Annotated in this window: 16 protein-coding genes; 11 read left to right on the top strand and 5 right to left on the bottom strand. The window is 56.3% G+C overall.

Going from position 1 to position 21,067, the window contains the following annotated elements:
- Positions 1-258: 258 nt before the first annotated feature.
- The 9 genes from rplM (at position 259) to nanQ (ending at position 7,426) form a co-directional block, all read left to right on the top strand.
- Positions 259-687: a 50S ribosomal protein L13 gene (gene rplM / locus ACOTY5_RS12985; RefSeq protein WP_003860434.1), complete on the top strand. Its 429-nt coding sequence runs from the start codon at positions 259-261 to the stop codon at positions 685-687.
- Positions 688-702: 15 nt separating this feature from the next.
- On the top strand, positions 703-1,095 hold the full coding sequence (gene rpsI, locus ACOTY5_RS12980) for a 30S ribosomal protein S9 (RefSeq protein ID WP_003860436.1): 393 nt from the start codon (positions 703-705) through the stop codon (positions 1,093-1,095).
- Positions 1,096-1,402: 307 nt separating this feature from the next.
- On the top strand, positions 1,403-2,041 hold the full coding sequence (gene sspA, locus ACOTY5_RS12975; RefSeq protein ID WP_003860438.1) for a stringent starvation protein SspA: 639 nt from the start codon (positions 1,403-1,405) through the stop codon (positions 2,039-2,041).
- A 5-nt stretch (positions 2,042-2,046) separates the two neighbouring features.
- The gene (gene sspB, locus ACOTY5_RS12970; protein WP_026080566.1) at positions 2,047-2,544 is read left to right on the top strand and encodes a ClpXP protease specificity-enhancing factor; all 498 of its coding nucleotides are present in this window, start codon (positions 2,047-2,049) and stop codon (positions 2,542-2,544) included.
- A 102-nt stretch (positions 2,545-2,646) separates the two neighbouring features.
- Positions 2,647-3,429 (top strand): transcriptional regulator NanR, encoded by a 783-nt coding sequence (nanR, locus tag ACOTY5_RS12965; RefSeq protein WP_045141588.1) that lies wholly within the window; start codon positions 2,647-2,649, stop codon positions 3,427-3,429.
- A 122-nt stretch (positions 3,430-3,551) separates the two neighbouring features.
- Entirely contained in the window at positions 3,552-4,445 is an 894-nt protein-coding gene (nanA, locus tag ACOTY5_RS12960) for an N-acetylneuraminate lyase (protein WP_017693901.1), read from the top strand.
- A 62-nt stretch (positions 4,446-4,507) separates the two neighbouring features.
- Entirely contained in the window at positions 4,508-5,998 is a 1,491-nt protein-coding gene (locus ACOTY5_RS12955; RefSeq protein WP_015572000.1) for an MFS transporter, read from the top strand.
- Between the two features lie 88 nt (positions 5,999-6,086).
- Positions 6,087-6,959, top strand: coding sequence for an N-acetylmannosamine kinase (nanK, locus tag ACOTY5_RS12950; protein WP_026094341.1), 873 nt, complete (start codon positions 6,087-6,089; stop codon positions 6,957-6,959).
- Complete coding sequence (gene nanQ / locus ACOTY5_RS12945; RefSeq protein ID WP_023295505.1) at positions 6,959-7,426, top strand: N-acetylneuraminate anomerase; 468 nt, start codon at positions 6,959-6,961, stop codon at positions 7,424-7,426. The genes nanK and nanQ overlap by 1 nt, the downstream gene beginning before the upstream one ends.
- Positions 7,427-7,515: 89 nt before the next feature.
- Here nanQ and ACOTY5_RS12940 read toward each other — a convergent pair whose 3' ends face one another.
- The 4 genes from ACOTY5_RS12940 to gltB form a co-directional block, all read right to left on the bottom strand.
- Positions 7,516-8,808 carry a cytosine deaminase gene (locus ACOTY5_RS12940; RefSeq protein ID WP_017693904.1) on the bottom strand — a complete coding sequence of 431 codons (1,293 nt, stop codon included), beginning with the start codon at positions 8,806-8,808 and terminating at the stop codon, positions 7,516-7,518.
- Complete coding sequence (gene codB / locus ACOTY5_RS12935; protein WP_017693905.1) at positions 8,798-10,048, bottom strand: cytosine permease; 1,251 nt, start codon at positions 10,046-10,048, stop codon at positions 8,798-8,800. Before codB ends, ACOTY5_RS12940 begins: the two co-directional genes overlap by 11 nt.
- Positions 10,049-10,235: 187 nt before the next feature.
- Positions 10,236-11,654: a glutamate synthase subunit GltD gene (gene gltD / locus ACOTY5_RS12930; RefSeq protein ID WP_017382721.1), complete on the bottom strand. Its 1,419-nt coding sequence runs from the start codon at positions 11,652-11,654 to the stop codon at positions 10,236-10,238.
- A gap of 9 nt (positions 11,655-11,663) precedes the next feature.
- A complete protein-coding gene (gltB, locus tag ACOTY5_RS12925; protein WP_017382722.1) occupies positions 11,664-16,124 on the bottom strand; it encodes a glutamate synthase large subunit in 4,461 nt (1,486 codons plus the stop codon).
- A 687-nt stretch (positions 16,125-16,811) separates the two neighbouring features.
- On the opposite strand from gltB, the gene ACOTY5_RS12920 reads away from it, so the two are divergent.
- A complete protein-coding gene (locus ACOTY5_RS12920; protein ID WP_108720811.1) occupies positions 16,812-17,753 on the top strand; it encodes a TIGR01212 family radical SAM protein in 942 nt (313 codons plus the stop codon).
- Here the strand turns inward: ACOTY5_RS12920 and ACOTY5_RS12915 are convergent.
- Entirely contained in the window at positions 17,733-19,235 is a 1,503-nt protein-coding gene (locus ACOTY5_RS12915) for a helicase HerA-like C-terminal domain-containing protein (RefSeq protein WP_045141586.1), read from the bottom strand. The two genes, ACOTY5_RS12920 and ACOTY5_RS12915, sit on opposite strands and share 21 nt — an antisense overlap.
- 137 nt (positions 19,236-19,372) lie before the next feature.
- Between ACOTY5_RS12915 and ACOTY5_RS12910 the strand changes: the two genes are divergently transcribed.
- Complete coding sequence (locus ACOTY5_RS12910) at positions 19,373-21,019, top strand: dihydroxyacetone kinase subunit DhaK (protein WP_032655246.1); 1,647 nt, start codon at positions 19,373-19,375, stop codon at positions 21,017-21,019.
- Positions 21,020-21,067: the final 48 nt, after the last annotated feature.

Raw genomic sequence — 21,067 nt, 5'->3', positions numbered from 1 at the left:
GGGGTGAGGGCACCAGACCGCACAATACCTGACCCCGAAAAACCCATTCCAAATCACATTTAAGGGTCGATCTTTGACCTCAACTTCTCTATAATCTTGCGACCCCACGTTACGAGAAGGTTTTTTTCCCGAAACTTTCTATGTGTCGGCATGTGCTATTCGAAGGGGTAGGTTTGCCGGACTTTGTCGTGTGAACCTCAACTGACTAAACGTTTGGGTGTTCACCAACGTGTAACTTATTATTTGGGTAAGCTTTTAATGAAAACTTTTACAGCTAAACCAGAAACCGTACAGCGCGACTGGTATGTTGTTGACGCGACCGGTAAAACTCTGGGCCGTCTGGCTACTGAACTGGCTCGTCGCCTGCGCGGTAAGCATAAAGCGGAATACACTCCGCACGTTGATACCGGTGATTACATCATCGTTCTGAACGCTGACAAAGTTGCTGTTACCGGCAACAAGCGTACTGACAAAATGTACTACCACCACACCGGCCACATCGGTGGTATCAAAGAAGCGACCTTTGAAGAGATGATTGCCCGCCGTCCTGAGCGTGTGATTGAAATCGCGGTTAAAGGCATGCTGCCAAAAGGCCCGCTGGGTCGTGCTATGTTCCGTAAACTGAAAGTTTACGCAGGCAACGAGCACAACCACGCGGCACAGCAACCGCAAGTTCTTGACATCTAATCGGGATTATAGGCAATGGCTGAAAATCAATACTACGGCACTGGTCGCCGCAAAAGTTCCGCAGCTCGCGTTTTCATCAAACCGGGCAGTGGTAAAATCGTAATCAACCAGCGTTCTCTGGAACAATACTTCGGTCGCGAAACTGCCCGCATGGTAGTTCGCCAGCCGCTGGAACTGGTTGATATGGTAGAAAAACTGGATCTGTACATCACCGTTAAAGGTGGTGGTATCTCCGGTCAGGCAGGTGCGATCCGTCACGGTATCACCCGCGCGCTGATGGAGTACGATGAATCCCTGCGTTCTGAACTGCGTAAAGCTGGCTTCGTTACTCGTGACGCTCGTCAGGTTGAACGTAAGAAAGTGGGTCTGCGTAAAGCACGTCGTCGTCCACAGTTCTCCAAACGTTAATCCATTCTGCTTACGCAGAACGATTGGCGAAAAACCCGCTTCGGCGGGTTTTTTTATGGATAATGCGCAGGTTATCCACAGTAACATTTCATATATCTTCTCTTTTTCCACATTTCCGGAATCCCCTCACCACAAAGCCATCAAAATCTGGTAAACTATCATCCAATTTTCTGCCCAAATATCGGTGAATACTCGATTTTTGTTCGATTCTTGAACAATGTGTCTTCTCTGGGATGGGCGATACATCATCTGGCTGGCCCCGTTGGGCTGGTAGCAGTAAAAATTCTGAATATACCTGGAGGTTTTCATGGCTGTCGCTGCCAACAAACGTTCGGTAATGACGCTGTTTTCTGGTCCTACTGACATTTATAGCCATCAGGTTCGTATCGTGCTGGCCGAGAAGGGTGTCAGTTTTGAGATCGAGCATGTGGAAAAGGATAACCCGCCTCAGGATCTGATCGATCTCAACCCGAGCCAAAGCGTACCGACGCTGGTGGATCGCGAGCTGACCCTGTGGGAATCCCGTATCATTATGGAATACCTGGATGAGCGTTTCCCGCATCCGCCGCTGATGCCTGTTTATCCTGTTGCGCGTGGTGAAAGCCGCCTGTACATGCAGCGTATCGAGAAAGACTGGTACTCGCTGATGAACGTTATCGTCAACGGTTCCTCTTCTGAAGCGGATGCTGCACGTAAACAGCTGCGTGAAGAGCTGCTGGCAATCGCGCCAGTCTTTGGTCAAAAGCCTTTCTTCCTGAGCGACGAGTTCAGCCTGGTGGATTGCTACCTGGCTCCGTTGCTGTGGCGTCTGCCAACCCTGGGCGTAGAGTTCAGCGGCCCTGGCGCGAAAGAGCTGAAAGGCTATATGACTCGCGTCTTTGAACGCGACTCTTTCCTGGCATCTTTAACTGAACCGGAACGTGAAATGCGTCTCGGCCGAGGCTAATGACTGTGGAAATGTCACAACTTTCACCACGCCGTCCGTATCTGCTGCGCGCCTTCTATGAATGGCTGCTGGATAACCAGCTCACGCCGCACCTGGTTGTGGATGTGACGTTGCCGGGCGTGCTGGTTCCAATGGAATACGCGCGCGACGGACAGATTGTACTGAATATTGCGCCACGCGCAGTGGGTAACCTGGAGCTGGCGAACGACGAAGTGCGCTTTAATGCGCGCTTCGGCGGCGTGCCGCGTCAGGTTTCCGTGCCGCTGGCAGCTGTGCTGGCTATCTACGCCCGTGAAAACGGTGCGGGCACCATGTTTGAGCCGGAAGCGGCTTATGATGAAGAGGTTGCCAGCCTGAATGATGATGAGGCATCCGATGAACGCGAAAGCGACACGGTAATGTCTGTCATCGATGGCGATAAACCCGATCATAATGACGACACCGATCCGGATGACGAGCCACCACCACGCGGTGGTCGTCCCGCACTGCGCGTTGTGAAATAAACAAACAGGCCCGACGGGCCTGTTTTGCTTTCGGTCCCTTTTCGCCCCCTCTAATTTCCTGTGTTATGATGAACTGTTTTCCTTCAATGGCACCGGACTGCAATGAAACCGACTGATCTTAAAGCTGAAAACTCTGATGAAACCATTGGTCGCAGCCTGCGCCGTCGGCCGCTGGCGCGCAAAAAACTGTCTGATATGGTGGAAGAAGAGCTGGAGCAGATGATCCGTCGGAAGGAATTTGCCCAGGGAGAGCAGTTACCCTCCGAGCGCGAACTGATGGAGTTCTTCAACGTGGGTCGCCCCTCGGTGCGCGAAGCGCTGGCGGCGCTAAAGCGTAAAGGGCTGGTGCAGATTAACAACGGTGAACGTGCCCGCGTAACCATGCCGTCTGCCGATACCATCATCAATGAATTGTCGGGAATGGCGAAAGACTTTCTGACCCAGCCCGGCGGTATTGCCCATTTCGAGCAGCTTCGCCTGTTCTTTGAATCCAGCCTTGTTCGTTATGCCGCAGAATATGCCACTGACGATCAGATTGCGCAGCTCACGAAAGCCCTGGAGATCAACAGCCAGTCCCTGGATGACAACACGCTATTTATTCGTTCCGATGTCGATTTTCACCGCGTGCTGGCGGAGATCCCCGGCAATCCGATCTTCAATGCGATCCACGTTGCGCTGCTTGACTGGTTAATTGCGGCGCGTCCTAAAGTGCCGGACGCAGAGCTTTATCAGCATAATGAAGTCAGCTATCGCCAGCATATCGCAATTGTGGATGCGATCCGCCGCCGCGATCCCGATGAAGCGGATCGGGCGTTGCAAACTCACCTTAACAGCGTCTCCGCCACCTGGCACGCTTTCGGCCAGCATTCAAAAGCCAAAAAATAACGATCCTTTAGTGAAGCAGATCGCAATATAAGCGTTCTGTATTCTACTGCTGCTTAATTGATCTGGTATAACAGGTATAAAGGTATGTCGTTATAACAAACACACGATCGATTGAGGTAACTATGGCAACGCAATTACGCGGCGTAATGGCCGCACTCCTGACCCCGTTTAACTCTGAGCAGATGCTGGATAAAGAAAGCCTGCGCCGTCTGGTGCGGTTCAATATTGAACAGGGTATCGATGGGCTGTACGTCGGCGGTTCAACGGGGGAGGCCTTTGTACAGAGCCTTTCGGAACGAGAGCAGGTGATGGAGATTGTGGCGGAAGAGGCGAAGGGGAAAATCACGCTCATCGCCCATGTTGGCTGCGTCAGCACGGCGGAAAGCCAGCAGTTAGCCATGGCCGCCGCCCGCGTCGGTTTTGACGCTGTGTCCGCCGTCACACCGTTTTACTATCCCTTTAGCTTTGAAGAACATTGCGATCATTACCGTGCAATTATTGACTCCGCGGAGGGGTTGCCGATGGTGGTTTATAACATCCCTGCGCTAAGCGGCGTTAAGTTAACGCTGGATCAGATCAACACGCTGGTAACGCTGCCCGGCGTCGGCGCGCTGAAGCAAACCTCCGGCGATCTCTTCCAGATGGAGCAGATCCGTCGTGAACATCCGGATCTGGTGCTCTACAACGGTTATGACGAGATCTTCGCCTCCGGCCTGCTGGCCGGCGCGGACGGGGGGATCGGCAGCACCTACAACATTATGGGCTGGCGCTACCAGGCGATCGCTAAAGCGGTTCGTGAAGGGGATAACGCCACCGCACAGCGCCTGCAAAGCGAATGCAACACGGTGATCGATCTGCTGATTAAAGCCGGGGTGTTCCGTGGTCTGAAAACGGTTCTGCACTATATGGACGTGGTATCCGTGCCGCTGTGCCGTAAGCCGTTTGCCCCTGTGGATGAAAAATTCGTGCCAGCGCTGAAAGCGCTGGCGGAGCAGTTAATGGCGGAAAAACGCTAACACAGCGCCGGGGGCGCAGCCGCCATCCGGCAAAACGACAGAGAAATCGTCGGGAGAGTGAAATGAGTAAGTCTACCCAAAGCATCCCGTGGTACCGCCATCTTACCCGTCCTCAGTGGCGCGCCTTCTCCGCCGCCTGGCTGGGATATCTGCTTGATGGCTTCGATTTTGTATTGATAGCCTTAGTCCTGACAGAAATAAAAAGCGAGTTTGCCCTGACGACAGTGGAAGCGGCGAGCCTGATTTCGGCGGCCTTTATATCGCGCTGGTTCGGCGGCCTGCTGCTGGGCGCCATGGGCGACCGCTATGGCCGCAAGCTGGCGATGATCACCAGCATCGTGCTCTTTTCCTGCGGTACGCTGGCCTGCGGTTTTGCGCCGGGTTACGTCACCCTGTTTATCGCCCGCATGGTGATAGGCATGGGGATGGCGGGGGAATATGGCTCCAGCGCAACCTATGTGATTGAAAGCTGGCCAAAGCACCTGCGCAACAAGGCGAGTGGTTTTCTGATTTCCGGTTTCTCCGTCGGCGCCGTGGTTGCGGCCCAGGTCTACAGCCTTGTCGTGCCCGTCTGGGGCTGGCGGGCGCTGTTCTTTATCGGCATTCTGCCCATCGTCTTTGCCCTGTGGCTGCGGAAAAATATTCCGGAAGCTGAGGACTGGAAAGCGAAGCACGAAGGCAAAGCCCCGGTGCGCACCATGGTTGATATTCTGTATCGCGGCAAATACCGCGTCATCAATATGGCGATGACGCTGTTTGCCGGTACGGCGCTGTGGTTCTGTTTTGCAGGCGAACTCAACAACGCGGGGCTGGTCGTTATTCTCGGCCTGCTGTGCGCCATCGTCTTTATCAGCTTTATGGTGCAAAGCAGCGGTAAACGCTGGCCGACGGGCGTCACGTTGATGGTTGTCGTGCTCTTCGCCTTTCTCTACTCCTGGCCGATTCAGGCGCTATTACCCACTTATCTGAAAACCGACCTGGCCTATGATCCCTCAACGGTGGCGAAGGTGCTGTTCTTTAGCGGCTTCGGCGCGGCAGTAGGCTGCTGCGTGGGTGGTTTTCTCGGTGACTGGCTTGGCACCCGCAAGGCCTATGTCTGTAGCCTGTTGGCCTCACAGCTCCTGATTGTTCCCGTCTTTGCGATCGGCGGCGCCAATGTCTGGGTGTTGGGCTTGTTACTCTTTTTCCAGCAGATGCTGGGGCAGGGGATCTCCGGGATCTTACCCAAACTCATCGGTGGCTATTTCGATACCGACCAGCGTGCGGCGGGTCTGGGCTTTACCTACAACGTTGGCGCGTTGGGCGGCGCGATTGCCCCGGTGATTGGCGCGCTGCTGTCGCAGGATATGGCGCTGGGCACGGCCCTGGGATCGCTCTCTTTTGGCCTGACGTTTGTGGTGATCTTGCTTATTGGTCTGGATATGCCCTCCCGCGTTCAGCGCTGGATCAGGCCAGAAGCCCTGCGTACGCATGACGCTATTGACGGTAAACCTTTCAGCGGAGCCGTCCCGTTTGGCGGCGATAAAAGCGCTTTAGCGAAAAGCAAAAGTTAATCCGCTTGCCCGGACCTGTACCGGGCACATTCGTAAGGGATGAGGTATGTCACAACGGGATAAAAACATTTCCGAGCGGGGCGGTGCTATGACGACACTGGCGATAGACATAGGTGGAACTAAACTTGCCGCCGCCCTGGTGGATGACGGTTTACAGATCCACGCGCGACGCGAATGCCCTACGCCCGCCAGTAAGACGCCTGACGCGCTGCGTGAGGCGCTGGCTGAGCTGGTCAAGCCGTTACAGACCCAGGCAACGCGTGCGGCCATTGCCTCAACCGGAATCATTCAGGACGGCAATCTGCTGGCGATTAACCCGCAAAATCTCGGAGGATTGCACCATTTTCCGCTGGTGCAGACGCTCGAAGACATTGCTGGTTTGCCGACCCTGGCGATCAATGATGCTCAGGCTGCGGCATGGGCGGAATATCACGTTAGTGCGAAGGAAATTAAAGACATGGTATTCCTGACTGTTTCAACGGGCGTGGGGGGCGGCGTAGTCAGTAACGGGAAACTCGTGACCGGAAGCGGCGGACTGGCAGGGCATCTTGGGCATACGCTCGCCGATCCAAACGGCCCGCAATGCGGCTGTGGTCGCGTGGGGTGCGTGGAAGCCATCGCGTCTGGTCGCGGTATTGCCGCCGCAGCCAGGGGAGAGCTTGCAGGATGCGATGCAAAAACGATTTTTGCGCGCGCGGCAGAGGGAAATAAACAGGCGGCGGAACTGGTCCAACGTTCTGCACAGGTAATGGCGCGGCTTATTGCCGACACGAAAGCGGTGATGGACTGCCAGCGCGTGGTGATTGGCGGCAGCATCGGGCTGGCAGGAGGGTATCTGGCGCGGGTCCGCGCGTATCTTGAGGAGCATCCTTCTGTTTATCACGTTGAATTAACCGCCGCGCACTATCGACACGATGCGGGCTTACTGGGCGCGGCGCTGTTAGCTCAGGGAGAAAGATGATGTTTTTTGGTGAGATTCGGACGCTTCCCTCCACGGGGTTGCATCCCGTTCTTCTGGAGGCGCTAACCCTCGCGCTGGCTGCCCGTCCGCTGGAAAAAGCGGCAGGACGTTATGAGCTTCGCGGTGAGGATATCTTCATGAACGTGATGACGTTTGCCACGCAGTTTCCAGACCAGAAGAAAGCGGAACTGCATGAGCAATATATTGATATCCAGGTGTTATTGACGGGAGAAGAGCGCATCCTCTTTGGCGTGACGGGCTCGGCACGCCAGCGTGAAGATTTTCATCCTGAAGAAGATTATCAGTTGTGCAGTGAGATTGCAGGTGAACAGTGTGTCACCCTCCGGCCGGGGATGTGCGCCGTATTTATGCCGGGAGAGCCACATAAGCCAGGATGCGCAATCCTTGAGCCAGGCGAGATAAAGAAAGTCGTGGTGAAGGTACGCGCCCGCTTGCTGGATACGTAGTTTATAGGCCTGATGGCGCTTCGCTTATCAGGCCTGCGGGCATAACGTAATTTGCAGGCCGGATAAGGCGCAGCCGCCATCCGGCAATGTTATTCGATATTCTGGCGCTTAAACGTCACCGCTTCCGGCTGCGTCAGGTGCAAGGTTGTCTGGCTGGGCACCGTCTCGGCAATCACCTTGCCGTGGCGAACAGAGTATCGTGCCGGCGTCTGGCGACGAACTGCATCAAACCCATTCTCTGCCGGGAGAATCACCAGGTTTGCTGTATTCCCAACGAGCACGCCATAGTCCTGCAAATCGAGCGTTTTCGCGCTGTGGGTAGTGATCAGGTTAAGCCCATCATTTATTTGCCCGTAACCCATCAGTTGGCAAACGTGCAGCCCCATATGCAGAACCTGAAGCATATTCGCGGTTCCCAGCGGATACCACGGATCGAAAACGTCGTCATGACCAAAGCAGACGTTGATCTCCGCTTCCAGCATTTCTTTGACGCGTGTGATGCCTCGGCGTTTGGGATAGGTATCGAAACGGCCCTGCAAATGCGTGTTAACCAGCGGGTTTGCCACGAAGTTAATGCCTGACATTTTTAACAGGCGGAACAGTCGGGACGTATACGCGCCATTATAGGAGTGCATCGCCGTGGTATGGCTGGCGGTCACGCGTGAACCCATTCCGTCACGATGTGCCAGTGCGGCAACGGTTTCAACGAAGCGCGATTGTTCATCATCAATTTCATCACAGTGGACATCGATCAGTCGGTCGTACTTTCTGGCCAGGGAAAACGTTTTATGCAGCGACTCAACGCCATATTCACGCGTAAATTCAAAGTGGGGGATTGCGCCGATGACATCCGCCCCTAAACGCACGGCTTCCTCAAGCAGTTCTTCACCGTTCGGATAAGAAAGAATGCCTTCCTGCGGGAATGCCACAATTTGCATATCGACCCACGGGGCGACTTCCTGCTTCACCTCCAGCATGGCTTTCAGTGCCGTAAGGGTGGGGTCCGAGACGTCAACGTGTGTACGTACGTACTGAATGCCGTTGGCGATTTGCCACTTCAGGGTCTGCATCGCGCGAGTTTTAACGTCTTCGTGGGTAAGCATCGCCTTGCGTTCGGCCCAGCGCTCGATTCCCTCGAAAAGCGTGCCGGACTGGTTCCAGTTCGGTTCACCCGCCGTTTGCGTTGTATCCAGATGGATATGCGGCTCGATGAAAGGAGGGATAACCAGCCCGCATTCGGCGTCCAGCACCTGACCGACTGGCGCAGAGGCGGTTTCCTGAGGATCGATACGGCTGAAGCGTCCGTCCTCAATCGTGATTTGCCATAAACCCTCTTGCCCCTGCAAACGGGCCTGACGGATAGTGAGGGAATTATTCTGCATGGGAAACCTCCGAAGGATTAGCAAGGGTACGTTTGGCGAATGGGTTTAACACCAAATAGCTGAAGACGCCACCCAATACTGCGTTAACGGGGACAATTCCCGGAATGTAGTGCCCGGCAGCAACACCCAGGGCGACCGAGAAAATGGCAATCCAGTTAACGGACACAAATTTTGCGTGGTCGAAGCTGGCATAGCGGCGGCGATTAATCAGGTAGTCGGCGATAATCACCCCGCCAACCGGCGGAATCGCTGCCGACAAAAAGGTCAGCCAGCCAACGAAGTTGTTGTATAGCCACAGCGCGCACAGCGTACCGATAATGCCATTAACCACCGACAGCGTACGGCTGGAAAGGCCAGTAATATTGGCGAAACCCAAACCAGAGGCGTACAACGCGTTGTCATTGGTGGTCCAGATATTCAGGCCAAGAACGACAATGGCCGGCAGCAGCAGTCCCTGGGCGATCATCACGTCAGAAATATCGGCCTGTCCTACGGCGGCAGCGCCTGCCGCACCGAAGATAAACATCAGCGAGTTGCCAAGGAAAAATGCCACCATCGCCACCAGAACGGCACCTTTGGCATTGCGGCCAAAGCGGACGAAGTCGGCGGTCAGCGTGCCTGCGCTGATAAACGAGCCTACAACCAGCGCCAGCGCGCTGGAAAAGTTGAGCGGCGTCTGCGGCACAATGGATTTGAGGTGGTCCAATCCTCCCACGCCGTCCACCGCCAGCCAGACGGAGTAGCTACCCAGGATGACGATAGCGGGTACGGCGATGATGGATAAAATCGTCAGTGCAGAGATGCCAAAAAAAATGGTTAACGTCATCAACAGGCCGGAAACCGCAATCAGGATGTTCACGTCGATGCCCGTGGCTTTACTCACCGGGATGGCAAACATCGCTACGCCGACGCCAAACCATCCTACCTGCGTACCGCCTAAAAGCATGGAGGGAAGCCAGGAACCTTTTATACCGAACGAGTAACGCGCAAGAAGATGGGTTGAGAGGCCGGTTTTTGCGCCAATGTAGCCAAGAAAAGCAGTGTAAATACCGAGGAGGAGATTGCCGAAGAGAACTGCGAGGAAGAAATCATTATAGGAAAGACCGGTACCGAGCGTGCCTCCGGTCCACATACTGGCGGAAAAAAACGTTAACCCTAACATCACAAAAGTGAGTGGAACCACGCCTTTCCGCGCCGCCAGAGGGACGGGGCCCTGGCTATAATTGTTATCTTGCGACACAATGCCTCCTTGAATTTTGGCCAAAAAATCCGCCGCATAATATACATTTTTTTCACGAAAGCAAACGTTTACGTCGGGATTTACGCTGCTTTTTTGCTTAAAAAGGCACCATTAACTTAAGGGTAGGCTACTGAAAACAGGCTCCCCAGCGTTCCGCTTTATGCTTCTGCCGGGGAGTCAGAGGGGCTTACACTTCCAGGAAGTTCATGATCCCGTCAGCCGCTTTACGGCCTTCGGCAATCGCCGTGACCACCAGGTCAGAGCCGCGAACGATGTCGCCACCGGCGAAGATTTTCGGGTTGCTGGTCTGGAACGCGTTATCGCTGCCTTCTGGCGCAATGATGCGGCCCTGAGAGTCCAGCTCTACGCTGTGCTTCGCCAGCCACTCCATGCTGTGAGGACGGAAACCAAACGCCATCACCACGGCGTCAGCCGGGATCACGTGTTCAGAACCGGCCACGATCTCCGCGCGACGACGGCCTTTCGCATCTGGCGCACCCATCTCCGTGCGCGCCATCTTCACGCCGCTCACTTTACCGTTGGCATTCACTTCAATACCCAGAGGCTGGATGTTGAACTGGAACTCGACGCCCTCTTCACGTGCGTTTTTCACTTCGCGCTTAGAGCCCGGCATGTTCTCTTCGTCACGGCGGTAGGCACAGATGACATGCGCCGCATTCTGGCGAATGGAGGTACGCACGCAGTCCATTGCGGTATCACCGCCGCCCAGCACCACCACGCGTTTGCCTTCCATGCTGACGAACGGCTCATCGGCGGTCTCGCCGTAGCCCATTAGCTGTTTGGTATTCGCAATCAGGAACGGCAGCGCGTCGTACACGCCTGGCGCATCTTCGTTCTCCAGACCACCGCGCATGGACTGATAAGTGCCTACGCCCAGGAACACGGCGTCGTAATCTTTCAGCAGGTCGTCGAGCTGCACGTCGCGGCCCACTTCGGTGTTGAGTTTGAACTCAATGCCCATGCCGGTGAAGATTTCGCGGCGGCGGGTCATCACCTCTTTCTCCAGCTTGAAGGCCGGGATACCGAAGGTCAGCAGGCCGCCAATCTCCGGGTGGCGATCAAAGACCACCGCCTTCACGCCGTTACGGGTCAGCACGTCCGCACAGGCCAGGCCTGCCGGGCCCGCGCCGATAATCGCTACGCGCTTGTCGGTTTGACGCACACCGGTCATATCCGGGCGCCAGCCCATCTCGAACGCTTTATCGTTGATATAGCGTTCGATGTTGCCGATGGTTACCGCGCCAAACTCGTCGTTCAGCGTACAGGAGCCTTCACACAGACGATCCTGAGGGCACACGCGGCCGCACACTTCCGGCAGGGTGTTGGTCTGATGAGACAGCTCGGCGGCTTCAAAAATACGCCCTTCGTTGGCCAGCTTCAGCCAGTTCGGGATGTAGTTATGGACCGGACACTTCCATTCGCAGTAAGGGTTACCGCAGGACAGGCAGCGGTCTGCCTGTGCTTTGGCCTGGCCTTCTGAAAACGGCTCATAGATTTCAACAAATTCAATTTTACGGATCTTCAGCGGTTTCTTTGGCGGATCAACACGCTGAAGGTCGATAAACTGGTAAACGTTCTGGCTCATCTGAATTCCTTACTGCGCCTGCACGCGCAGCTCTGCTGCGCTACGACTACGGTGACCCAACAGGGCTTTAACATCGCTGGACTTCGGCTTCACCAGCGCGAATTTCGCAGAGAACGCCGGCCAGTTGGCCAGGATCTCTTCGCCGCGCGAAGAACCGGTATGCTGCACGTGTTCGGTAATTAAACCGCGCAGGTGTTCTTCGTGGATGGCCAGCGTATCAACGTCCAGCACTTCCACCAGCTCCGGGTTCACGCGTTTGCGGAACTCACCGTCTTCATCCAGGACGTAGGCAAAACCGCCCGTCATGCCCGCGCCAAAGTTCACGCCGGTTTTACCCAGGACGCACACAATTCCGCCCGTCATGTATTCACAGCCGTTATCGCCGATGCCTTCCACCACGGTGATGGCGCCGGAGTTACGCACCGCAAAACGTTCGCCCGCACGGCCCGCGGCAAACAGACGACCGCCGGTTGCGCCGTACAGACAGGTATTGCCGATGATGCTCGCTTCATGGCTGCGGAAGGCTGAACCAACCGGAGGACGCACCGCCAGCAGACCGCCCGCCATGCCTTTTCCGACGTAGTCGTTGGCATCGCCGGTCAGGTATAACTCAACTCCGCCTGCGTTCCACACGCCGAAGCTCTGACCCGCGGTACCGCTGAAGTGCGCGGTAATCGGATCCGACGCCAGACCCTGGTCACCGTGCGTTTGCGCGATGTAACCGGAGAGGGACGCACCCACGGAACGGTCGGTGTTGCGGATATCAAACCAGAACGTTTTGCTCTGCTTCTCATCCACATACGGCTTCGCCTGTTGCAGCAGCTGTGCGTTCAGAACGCCGTTGTCGAACGGCGGGTTGTTCTCGGTACAGTAAACCGCTTTGCCAGGATGCGGCTGAGCGGTTTCCAGCAGCTTAGACAGCTCCAGCTTCTGCTGCTTGGCCGTGAAGCCCTCAAGCTCTTTCAACAGGTCGGTACGGCCAATCAGGTCTACCAGACGCTTCACGCCCAGCTGCGCCATCAGCTCGCGGGTTTCACGGGCGATGAAGTCAAAGTAGTTGGTCACTTTGAACGGCAGGCCGTGGTAGTGATTTTTACGCAGCTTTTCGTCCTGGGTAGCAACGCCCGTTGCACAGTTGTTCAGGTGGCAAATACGCAGGTATTTACAGCCGAGCGCAACCATTGGGCCGGTACCAAAGCCGAAGCTTTCCGCTCCCAGAATCGCCGCTTTGATGATGTCGAGGCCGGTTTTCAGTCCGCCGTCCACCTGCAAACGGATCTTGTGACGCAGGCCGTTAGCGACCAGCGCCTGCTGGGTTTCCACCAGGCCAAGCTCCCACGGACAACCCGCGTATTTCACGGAGGAGAGCGGGCTTGCGCCGGTGCCGCCGTCGTAACCGGCGATGGTGATCAGATCCGCATAGGCTTTCGCCACGCCGGTGGCAATGGTGCCAACGCCCGGTTCGGAAACCAGCTTCACGGAGATCATCGCTTTCGGGTTGACCTGTTTCAGGTCGAAAATCAGCTGCGCCAGATCCTCGATAGAGTAGATATCGTGGTGCGGCGGCGGGGAGATCAGCGTCACGCCCGGCACTGAATAGCGAAGCTTAGCGATGTATGGGGTGACTTTATCACCCGGCAGCTGACCGCCTTCACCCGGTTTCGCACCCTGCGCGACTTTAATCTGAATCACGTCGGCGTTAACCAGGTACGCAGGCGTTACGCCAAAGCGACCAGACGCCACCTGCTTAATACGGGACACTTTATTGGTGCCATAGCGGGCCGGATCTTCACCGCCTTCGCCGGAGTTGGAGTTGCCGCCGATGCTGTTCATGGCTTCCGCCAGCGCTTCGTGGGCTTCCGGGCTCAGCGCGCCGATAGACATCGCCGCGGTGTCGAAACGTTTGAACAGCTCAGACGCGGGTTCAACCTCGTCAATGCTGACCGCTTCATCACCTGGATTGAGGGCAATGAGATCGCGCAGCGTCGCTGCCGGACGGTTATTCACCAGCTCTGCATACTGCTGATAATCGCTGTACTCGCCGCTCTGCACCGCCTGTTGCAGCGTGCGCACCACGTCCGGGTTATAAGCGTGATACTCACCCCCGTGGACATATTTCAGCAGGCCGCCCTGTTCCAGCGGCTTACGTGCCAGCCAGGCGCGTTTCGATAGGTTCACCAGATCCTGCTGGAAGTCAGCAAAACCGGCGCCGCCGATACGGCTGATCACGCCCTGGAAGCAGAGGTTGGCGACGTCGTCATGCAGGCCGACCGCTTCAAACAGCTTCGAGCAGCGGTAAGAGGCGATGGTCGAGATGCCCATTTTGGACATGATTTTGTACAGACCTTTGTTGATGCCGTTACGGTAGTTCAGCATCACAGCGCGGTAGTCTTTGTCGATCGCGCGGGTATCTACCAGGCGGGCCAGCGTTTCGTAGGCCAGATACGGGTAGATTGCCGTGGCGCCAAAGCCTAACAGCACCGCAAAGTGGTGCGGGTCGCGCGCGCTCGCGGTTTCAACGATGATGTTGGCATCGCAGCGCAGGCTCTTGTCCACCAGACGCGTCTGGATAGCCCCCACCGCCATGGGTGCAGGCACCGGCAGACGGTTTTTCGCGATGTTGCGGTCAGACAGCACCAGCAGAACGGTGCCGTTACGCACCATCTGCTCGGCTTTATCGCACAGCGCGTTCACCGTCTCTTCGAGGCTCGTTTCGGTCACGTCGAAGGTGATATCGAGCGTGTCGGCGCGATAGTGCTCCTCGGTCATGGTGGTGAGCTGTTTGAAATCGGAGTACAGCAGGATCGGTGATTTAAAGGTCAGACGGTGCGCCTGGCCTTCAGCTTCACAGAAGACGTTCATCTCACGGCCGATGCTGGTGGCCAGCGACATGACGTGGGCTTCGCGCAGCGGATCGATTGGCGGGTTAGTGACCTGCGCAAACTGCTGACGGAAGTAGTCATAAATAATGCGTGGCTGGCTGGAGAGCACGGCAAACGGGGTATCGTCACCCATTGAGCCGACCGCTTCCTGGCCGTTTTCACCGAGCACGCGGATAACCGAGTCCAGCTCTTCCGCGCTGTAGTTAAACTGCTTCTGGAAGCTCGCGAGGGTGTCATCGTCCAGCTCGCGGCTGCCCACTTCTTCGTCCGACAGATCTTCAAACGGCACCAGACGACGCACGTTTTTCTCCATCCACTCTTTGTACGGATGGCGGCTCTTCAGATCGTTGTCGGTTTCGGCGGAATGCAGAATACGCCCACCGCGGGTGTCGATCACCATCAGCTCGCCCGGTCCGACGCGGCCTTTCTCGACCACTTCGTCTGGCTGGTAATCCCAGATCCCGACTTCAGAGGCACAGGTGATGAGCTTGTCTTTGGTAATAACGTAGCGCGCCGGACGCAGACCATTACGGTCCAGGTTACAGGCGGCAAAACGACCGTCGGACATAACGATGCCCGCCGGGCCGTCCCACGGCTCCATGTGCATGGAGTTAAAGTCGAAGAACGCGCGCAGCTCAGGGTCCATATCCGGGTTGTTCTGCCAGGCCGGTGGCACGAGCAGACGCATGGCGCGCACGATGTCCATCCCGCCCGCCAGCAGCAGTTCCAGCATGTTATCCATGGAGCTGGAGTCCGAGCCGGTTTCGTTCACGAACGGCGCGGCATCGTGCAGGTCCGGGATCAGCGGCGTCTGGAATTTATAGGTACGGGCGCGGGCCCACTGGCGGTTGCCGGTGATGGTGTTGATCTCGCCGTTATGCGCCAGGTAGCGGAACGGCTGCGCCAGCGGCCAGCGTGGAACGGTGTTGGTGGAGAAGCGCTGGTGGAACAGGCAAATGGCCGATTCCAGACGCAGGTCCGCCAGGTCCAGGTAGAAGCGCGGCAGGTCAGCCGGCATACACAGACCTTTATAGATGTTCACAAGGTTAGAGAGGCTACAGACGTAGAACTCTTTATCATCCTGAAGACGTTTTTCAATGCGGCGGCGGGCGATAAACAGACGGCGTTCCATATCACGCGGACGCCAGCCCGCAGGCGCATTGACAAAAATCTGTTCAATACGAGGCAGCGAGGAGAGGGCGATTTCACCGAGCACCCCTTCGTTGGTTGGCACATCGCGCCAGCCGACGATCGACAGGGTTTCACGCTGAAGTTCTTCTTCAACGATGCGGCGTGAGGCGGCAGCTTTTTCAGGATCCTGATTCAGGAACAGCATACCGACAGCGTAGTTTTTGGCTAAACGCCAGCCGCGCTCTTCCGCTACGATACGGAAGAAACGATCCGGTTTTTGCAGCAGCAGGCCGCAACCGTCGCCGGTTTTACCATCGGCAAGGATGGCGCCACGGTGCTGCATACGGGCCAGTGCGTGAATAGCAGTACGCACTACCTTGTGGCTTGGTTCGCCTTCTATGTGGGCGATCAGGCCGAAACCACAGTTATCCTTCTCAAGGGATTTATCGTACAACATATCAGTGAACCTCCCCAGGCTCGTCGGGCTTCCCACTGAACTTTACCGTGGCGCACAGGCGCAGAAAGAGCATGGCGACGGGGTTAGCGTTTCATACGCGGACCTCGCATTCGCCCTCTTTTTCATCCTTTCGCGCAGGTAAACAAGTTTGAGGACTTGCTTCAGAGGGAATCTCAATTACTGCATAAATATGATGAGCAGGCCGCTCATCCAGAAAGCTTCCAGCGGATTTCCAACTTATCGGGAATTGGTACACAGGTCAAATGGCAATCTTATTTATACAAAAATGTGCTAAAGCGTAGTTATCTTTTTGTTTTTAATATGTATTTAACTATTTTTACAACCACTTAAAGCACCGGGGAGGTGCAGGGGAGTGTGATCTGACTCACTATATGAAAGCGGTATTATCGATGCAGCGTGCTGAAATGCAGATTTATAGCAGAATATTAATCTGGTGTTGCATTCAAACCCGCATAAAATCACTGTTTTTCAGTCCTGGCGCTATAAATGAAAAAAACCATCAGAACATAAGGAAAAGTAATTACGTACAGGGTGAATGAAATCTCGGTAATCGTGATTATTTATTCAAAAAGATAAAGGCCGTCCAGGGCGATTGATCCAGGTCATCGCCGACAGAGGCTAAAAATGGCAGGCTTGTCCCCTTTCTTCGGGACGGTCTATCAGATTATGCAGTTACAGAAATTAGTCAATATGTTTGGTGGGGATCTTTTGCAGCGCTATGGGCAAAAGGTTCACAAACTGACGCTGCACGGCGGCTTTAGCTGCCCGAATCGCGATGGCACCATCGGGCGTGGTGGCTGCACTTTCTGTAACGTGGCCTCGTTTGCTGACGAGGCCCAGCAGCATAAATCTATCGCTGAACAGCTCGCCCATCAGGCGAGTCTGGTGAATCGCGCGAAGCAGTATCTGGCCTATTTCCAGGCCTACACCAGCACGTGGGCTGAGGTGCAGGTACTGCGCTCGATGTATCAGCAGGCGGTTGCTCAAGCGAACATTGTCGGGCTGTGCGTGGGGACGCGTCCGGACTGCGTGCCGGAGGCCGTGCTGGATTTACTTAGTGAGTACAAAGAGAAGGGCTACGAGATCTGGCTGGAGCTGGGCTTGCAGACCGCGCATGACAAAACCCTGCACCGTATCAATCGCGGGCATGATTTCGCCTGCTACCAGCGCACCACGCGTCTCGCCCGTGAGCGTGGATTAAAAGTCTGCTCGCATCTGATTGTCGGCTTGCCAGGAGAAGGGCAGCAGCACGGGCTGGAAACGCTGGAAAAAGTCGTCGAGACCGGCGTGGATGGCATTAAGCTGCATCCGCTGCATATCGTGAAGGGCAGCATAATGGCGAAAGCCTGGGAAGCGGGGCGGTTAAGTGGTATCGAACTCGACGACTATACGGTGACGGCGGGGGAGATGATTCGCCACACGCCTCCGGAGATTGTTTACCACCGCATCTCGGCCAGCGCCCGCCGTCCAACGCTTCTGGCACCGCTCTGGTGTGAGAACCGCTGGACGGGAATGGTGGAAATTGACCGTTATCTTCAGGAGCACGGCGTACAGGGTTCGGCGCTGGGCCGCCCGTGGGTTACCCCGCTATCGGCGACGGCCGCCTAGCAGACTCCCTAACATGCCGCGCACTATCTGGTTGGTAATCTGACGCGTCGCGCTTTTTGCCATGGTCTGCACCACGCCATCTCGTTTGCCGCCGCGTGGCCCGGTGCTGCCGAACAGAATATCTTTCAGCCCGCCGAGAATACCGTCATCCACGGCAACAGATTGCCCTTTGGCGGCAGGCGCATCCTGCGATTCAGCAGTCGCCTGCACCCCTTTTTGCAGCATCTCGAACGCGGATTCGCGATCCACCTCGTCTTCATACTTCCCGTACACCGGGGAGTGGTTGATCAGGCCGTTGCGTTCATCGTCCGTTACCGGCCCCATGCGCGAGCAGGGCGCAATCACCATCGCACGCTCGACAACTGTCGGGCTGCCTTTTGCATCGAGGAACGAAATCAGCGCTTCACCGGTGCCCAGCGCCTGAATGGCGGTTTCGGTATCAAAGGCCGGATTGGCGCGCATGGTTTGCGCCGCGGCTTTCACCGCTTTCTGACCTCTCGGCGTAAAGGCGCGCAGGGCGTGCTGCACGCGGTTACCCAGCTGCCCCAGTACGTTGTCCGGAATATCCGACGGGTTTTGCGACACAAACCAGACCCCGACACCCTTGGAGCGGATCAGGCGGATAACCTGTTCAATTTTATCCAGCAGCACCTGCGGCGCGTCGTTAAACAACAGGTGCGCTTCGTCAAAGAAGAACACCAGTTTGGGTTTTTCCAGATCGCCTGCTTCCGGCAGTTGTTCGTACAGTTCAGAGAGCATCCACAGCAGGCTGGCGGCGTAAAGCTTCGGCATCTGGTAGAGCTTCTCTGCGCTCAGAATGTTGATGATGCCTTTGCCGCTGCTGTCGGTACGCATCCAGTCTTTGATATCCAGCATTGGCTCGCCGAAGAAGTGTTCGGCACCCTGTTGCTCCAGCGTCAGGAGCCCGCGCTGAATGGCGCCCACCGAGGCGCTGCTGATATTGCCGTACTGATTCTGGAAGGATTTGGCGTTATCGCCAATGTACTGGGTGATGGCGCGCAGATCTTTGAAGTCGAGCAGCAGTAGCCCCTGATCGTCGGCGATACGGAAGATAATGTTCAGTACCCCGGACTGCACGTCGTTGAGGTTAAGCAGACGGGCCAGCAGCAGCGGGCCGAGGTCGGAGACGGTGGCGCGCACCGGATGGCCTTTTTCGCCGAAGATATCCCAGGCCACCACCGGATTACCGTGCGGCGTCCAGTCGGTGATGCCGATATTTTTCAGGCGCTCGAGGAGTTTTTCTGACGCTGCACCTTCCTGAGCCACCCCGGTTAAATCGCCCTTCACGTCAGCCATAAAAACCGGCACGCCAGTCTCTGACAACGACTCAGCCAGCTTTTGCAGGGTGACGGTTTTTCCCGTCCCGGTCGCGCCGGTGATCAGGCCATGACGGTTCGCCATCGCGGGCAGTAAAAACAGCTCTTTTTCCAGCGTCCTGGCGATTAACAATGGTGTACTCATGATGCACGTCCTCTCGTAGTCCTGGGTGGAATATAGGCAACCTGACGGCAAAATGTCTGCGTAAATTCCTCACTTTGCGGCGCATTATCCAGTGCGGACTATGCTTTTGCATACGGTAAACAAAATTTTGGGAAACTATGTCCAGATTCTTTTTTAACGACCGCAAACAGCTTGTCAACGATGCCATTGAAGGCATACTTCTCTCCGCGCCGCACGGTAATCTCGTCAAACTGGATATCGATCCGGCCATCCGCGTGGTGGCACGCGGCGACTGGGATAAAAGCCGCGTGGCGGTGATCTCCGGTGGCGGCTCCGGCCATGAACCGGCACATGCCGGGTTCGTCGGTAAAGGCATGCTTACCGCAGCGGTGTGTGGCGATCTGTTCGCTTCCCCAAGCGTCGATGCGGTCCTCAATGCCATTGTGGCGGTGACGGGCGATCGTGGCTGCCTGCTGATTGTGAAAAACTACACCGGTGACCGGCTTAACTTTGGCCTGGCGGCGGAAAAAGCCAAACGCTACGGCCTGAAGGTCGAGATGGTTATCGTGGCGGATGATATCGCCCTACCGGATAACAAGCAGCCGCGTGGTATCGCGGGAACGGCGCTGGTGCATAAGATTGCGGGATATGCGGCAGAACAGGGGAAATCGCTAAACGACGTGCGGGATATTGCGCAACAGGCCTGCGATAACCTCTGGAGCCTGGGGGTTGCGATGCAAACCTGTAACCTGCCGGGTAGCGATGATGAAGAAGGACGCATCAGGCAAGGCCACGTGGAGCTGGGGCTGGGGATTCACGGCGAGCCGGGGGCATCGGTGGTGGATACGCAGAACAGCAGGGCGATTATCGATACGCTGGTGACGCCGCTAAAAGCCCAGGCGGGTGACGGGCGCTTTGCGGTGCTGATCAACAACCTCGGCGGCGTGTCAGCGCTGGAGATGGCTCTGCTCACCAAAGAGCTGGCGCATTCGGCGTTGAAAGAGAACATTGCGTATCTGATTGGCCCGGCGCCGCTGGTGAGTGCGCTGGATATGAAAGGCTTTTCGCTAACGCTGTTAAAGCTCAACGATTTCTTCGAGAAGGCGATTCACGCCGAGGTCGAGACGCTGGGCTGGCAGAAGCCCGTCGCGTTCGCGCCCCTGCGTACCGTCCCCCATAGCGCCCTTCATGATCGCGTGGAATATACCCCGTCGGACAATCCGCAGGTGAGCGAGGCCGTCGCCTCGGTAACGAAAACATTGATCCAGCTGGAAAATCGCCTTAACGCGCTGGATGCCAAAGTAGGCGATGGCGATACGGGCTCCACCTTTGCGCAAGGGGCGCGGGATATTGCGCAGCGACTTGAGGAGAACAACCTGCCCCTTAACGACGTGCCGACATTCCTCCTGCTGGTTGGCGAGCGGCTGGCAACGGTGATGGGCGGATCGAGTGGGGTGTTGATGTCGATCTTCTTCACTGCGGCAGGACAAAAGCTTCACGATGGACAGCCGCTACCTGAAGCATTGCTGAGCGGACTGGCGCAGATGAAGCAGTATGGCGGTGCAGATCTCGGCGATCGTACGCTGATCGATGCCCTGCAACCGGCGCTGGAGGCGTTACAGAAAGGCAATATTCAGGCGGCAGCGCAGGCCGCGCAGCAAGGGGCTGAAGCAACGGCGAAAATGGCGAAAGCCGGCGCGGGACGCTCGTCGTACGTGAATAAAGAGAATCTGGACGGGGTGATGGATCCGGGAGCGGTCGCGGTGGCGGAAGTGTTTAAGACCATGGTAGATGCAAAACGGTAACAACCGTTACCGTTTTTAGTGTTTGCGCCCTCTCCCTGTGGGAGAGGG

It is taken from the genome of Enterobacter cloacae complex sp. SHL018 (genome assembly GCF_049237905.1).
Classification (GTDB): domain Bacteria; phylum Pseudomonadota; class Gammaproteobacteria; order Enterobacterales; family Enterobacteriaceae; genus Enterobacter; species Enterobacter hormaechei_C.
Note: the sequence above shows the minus strand (reverse complement) of the source record. Positions and strands in the feature narration are given on the sequence as shown.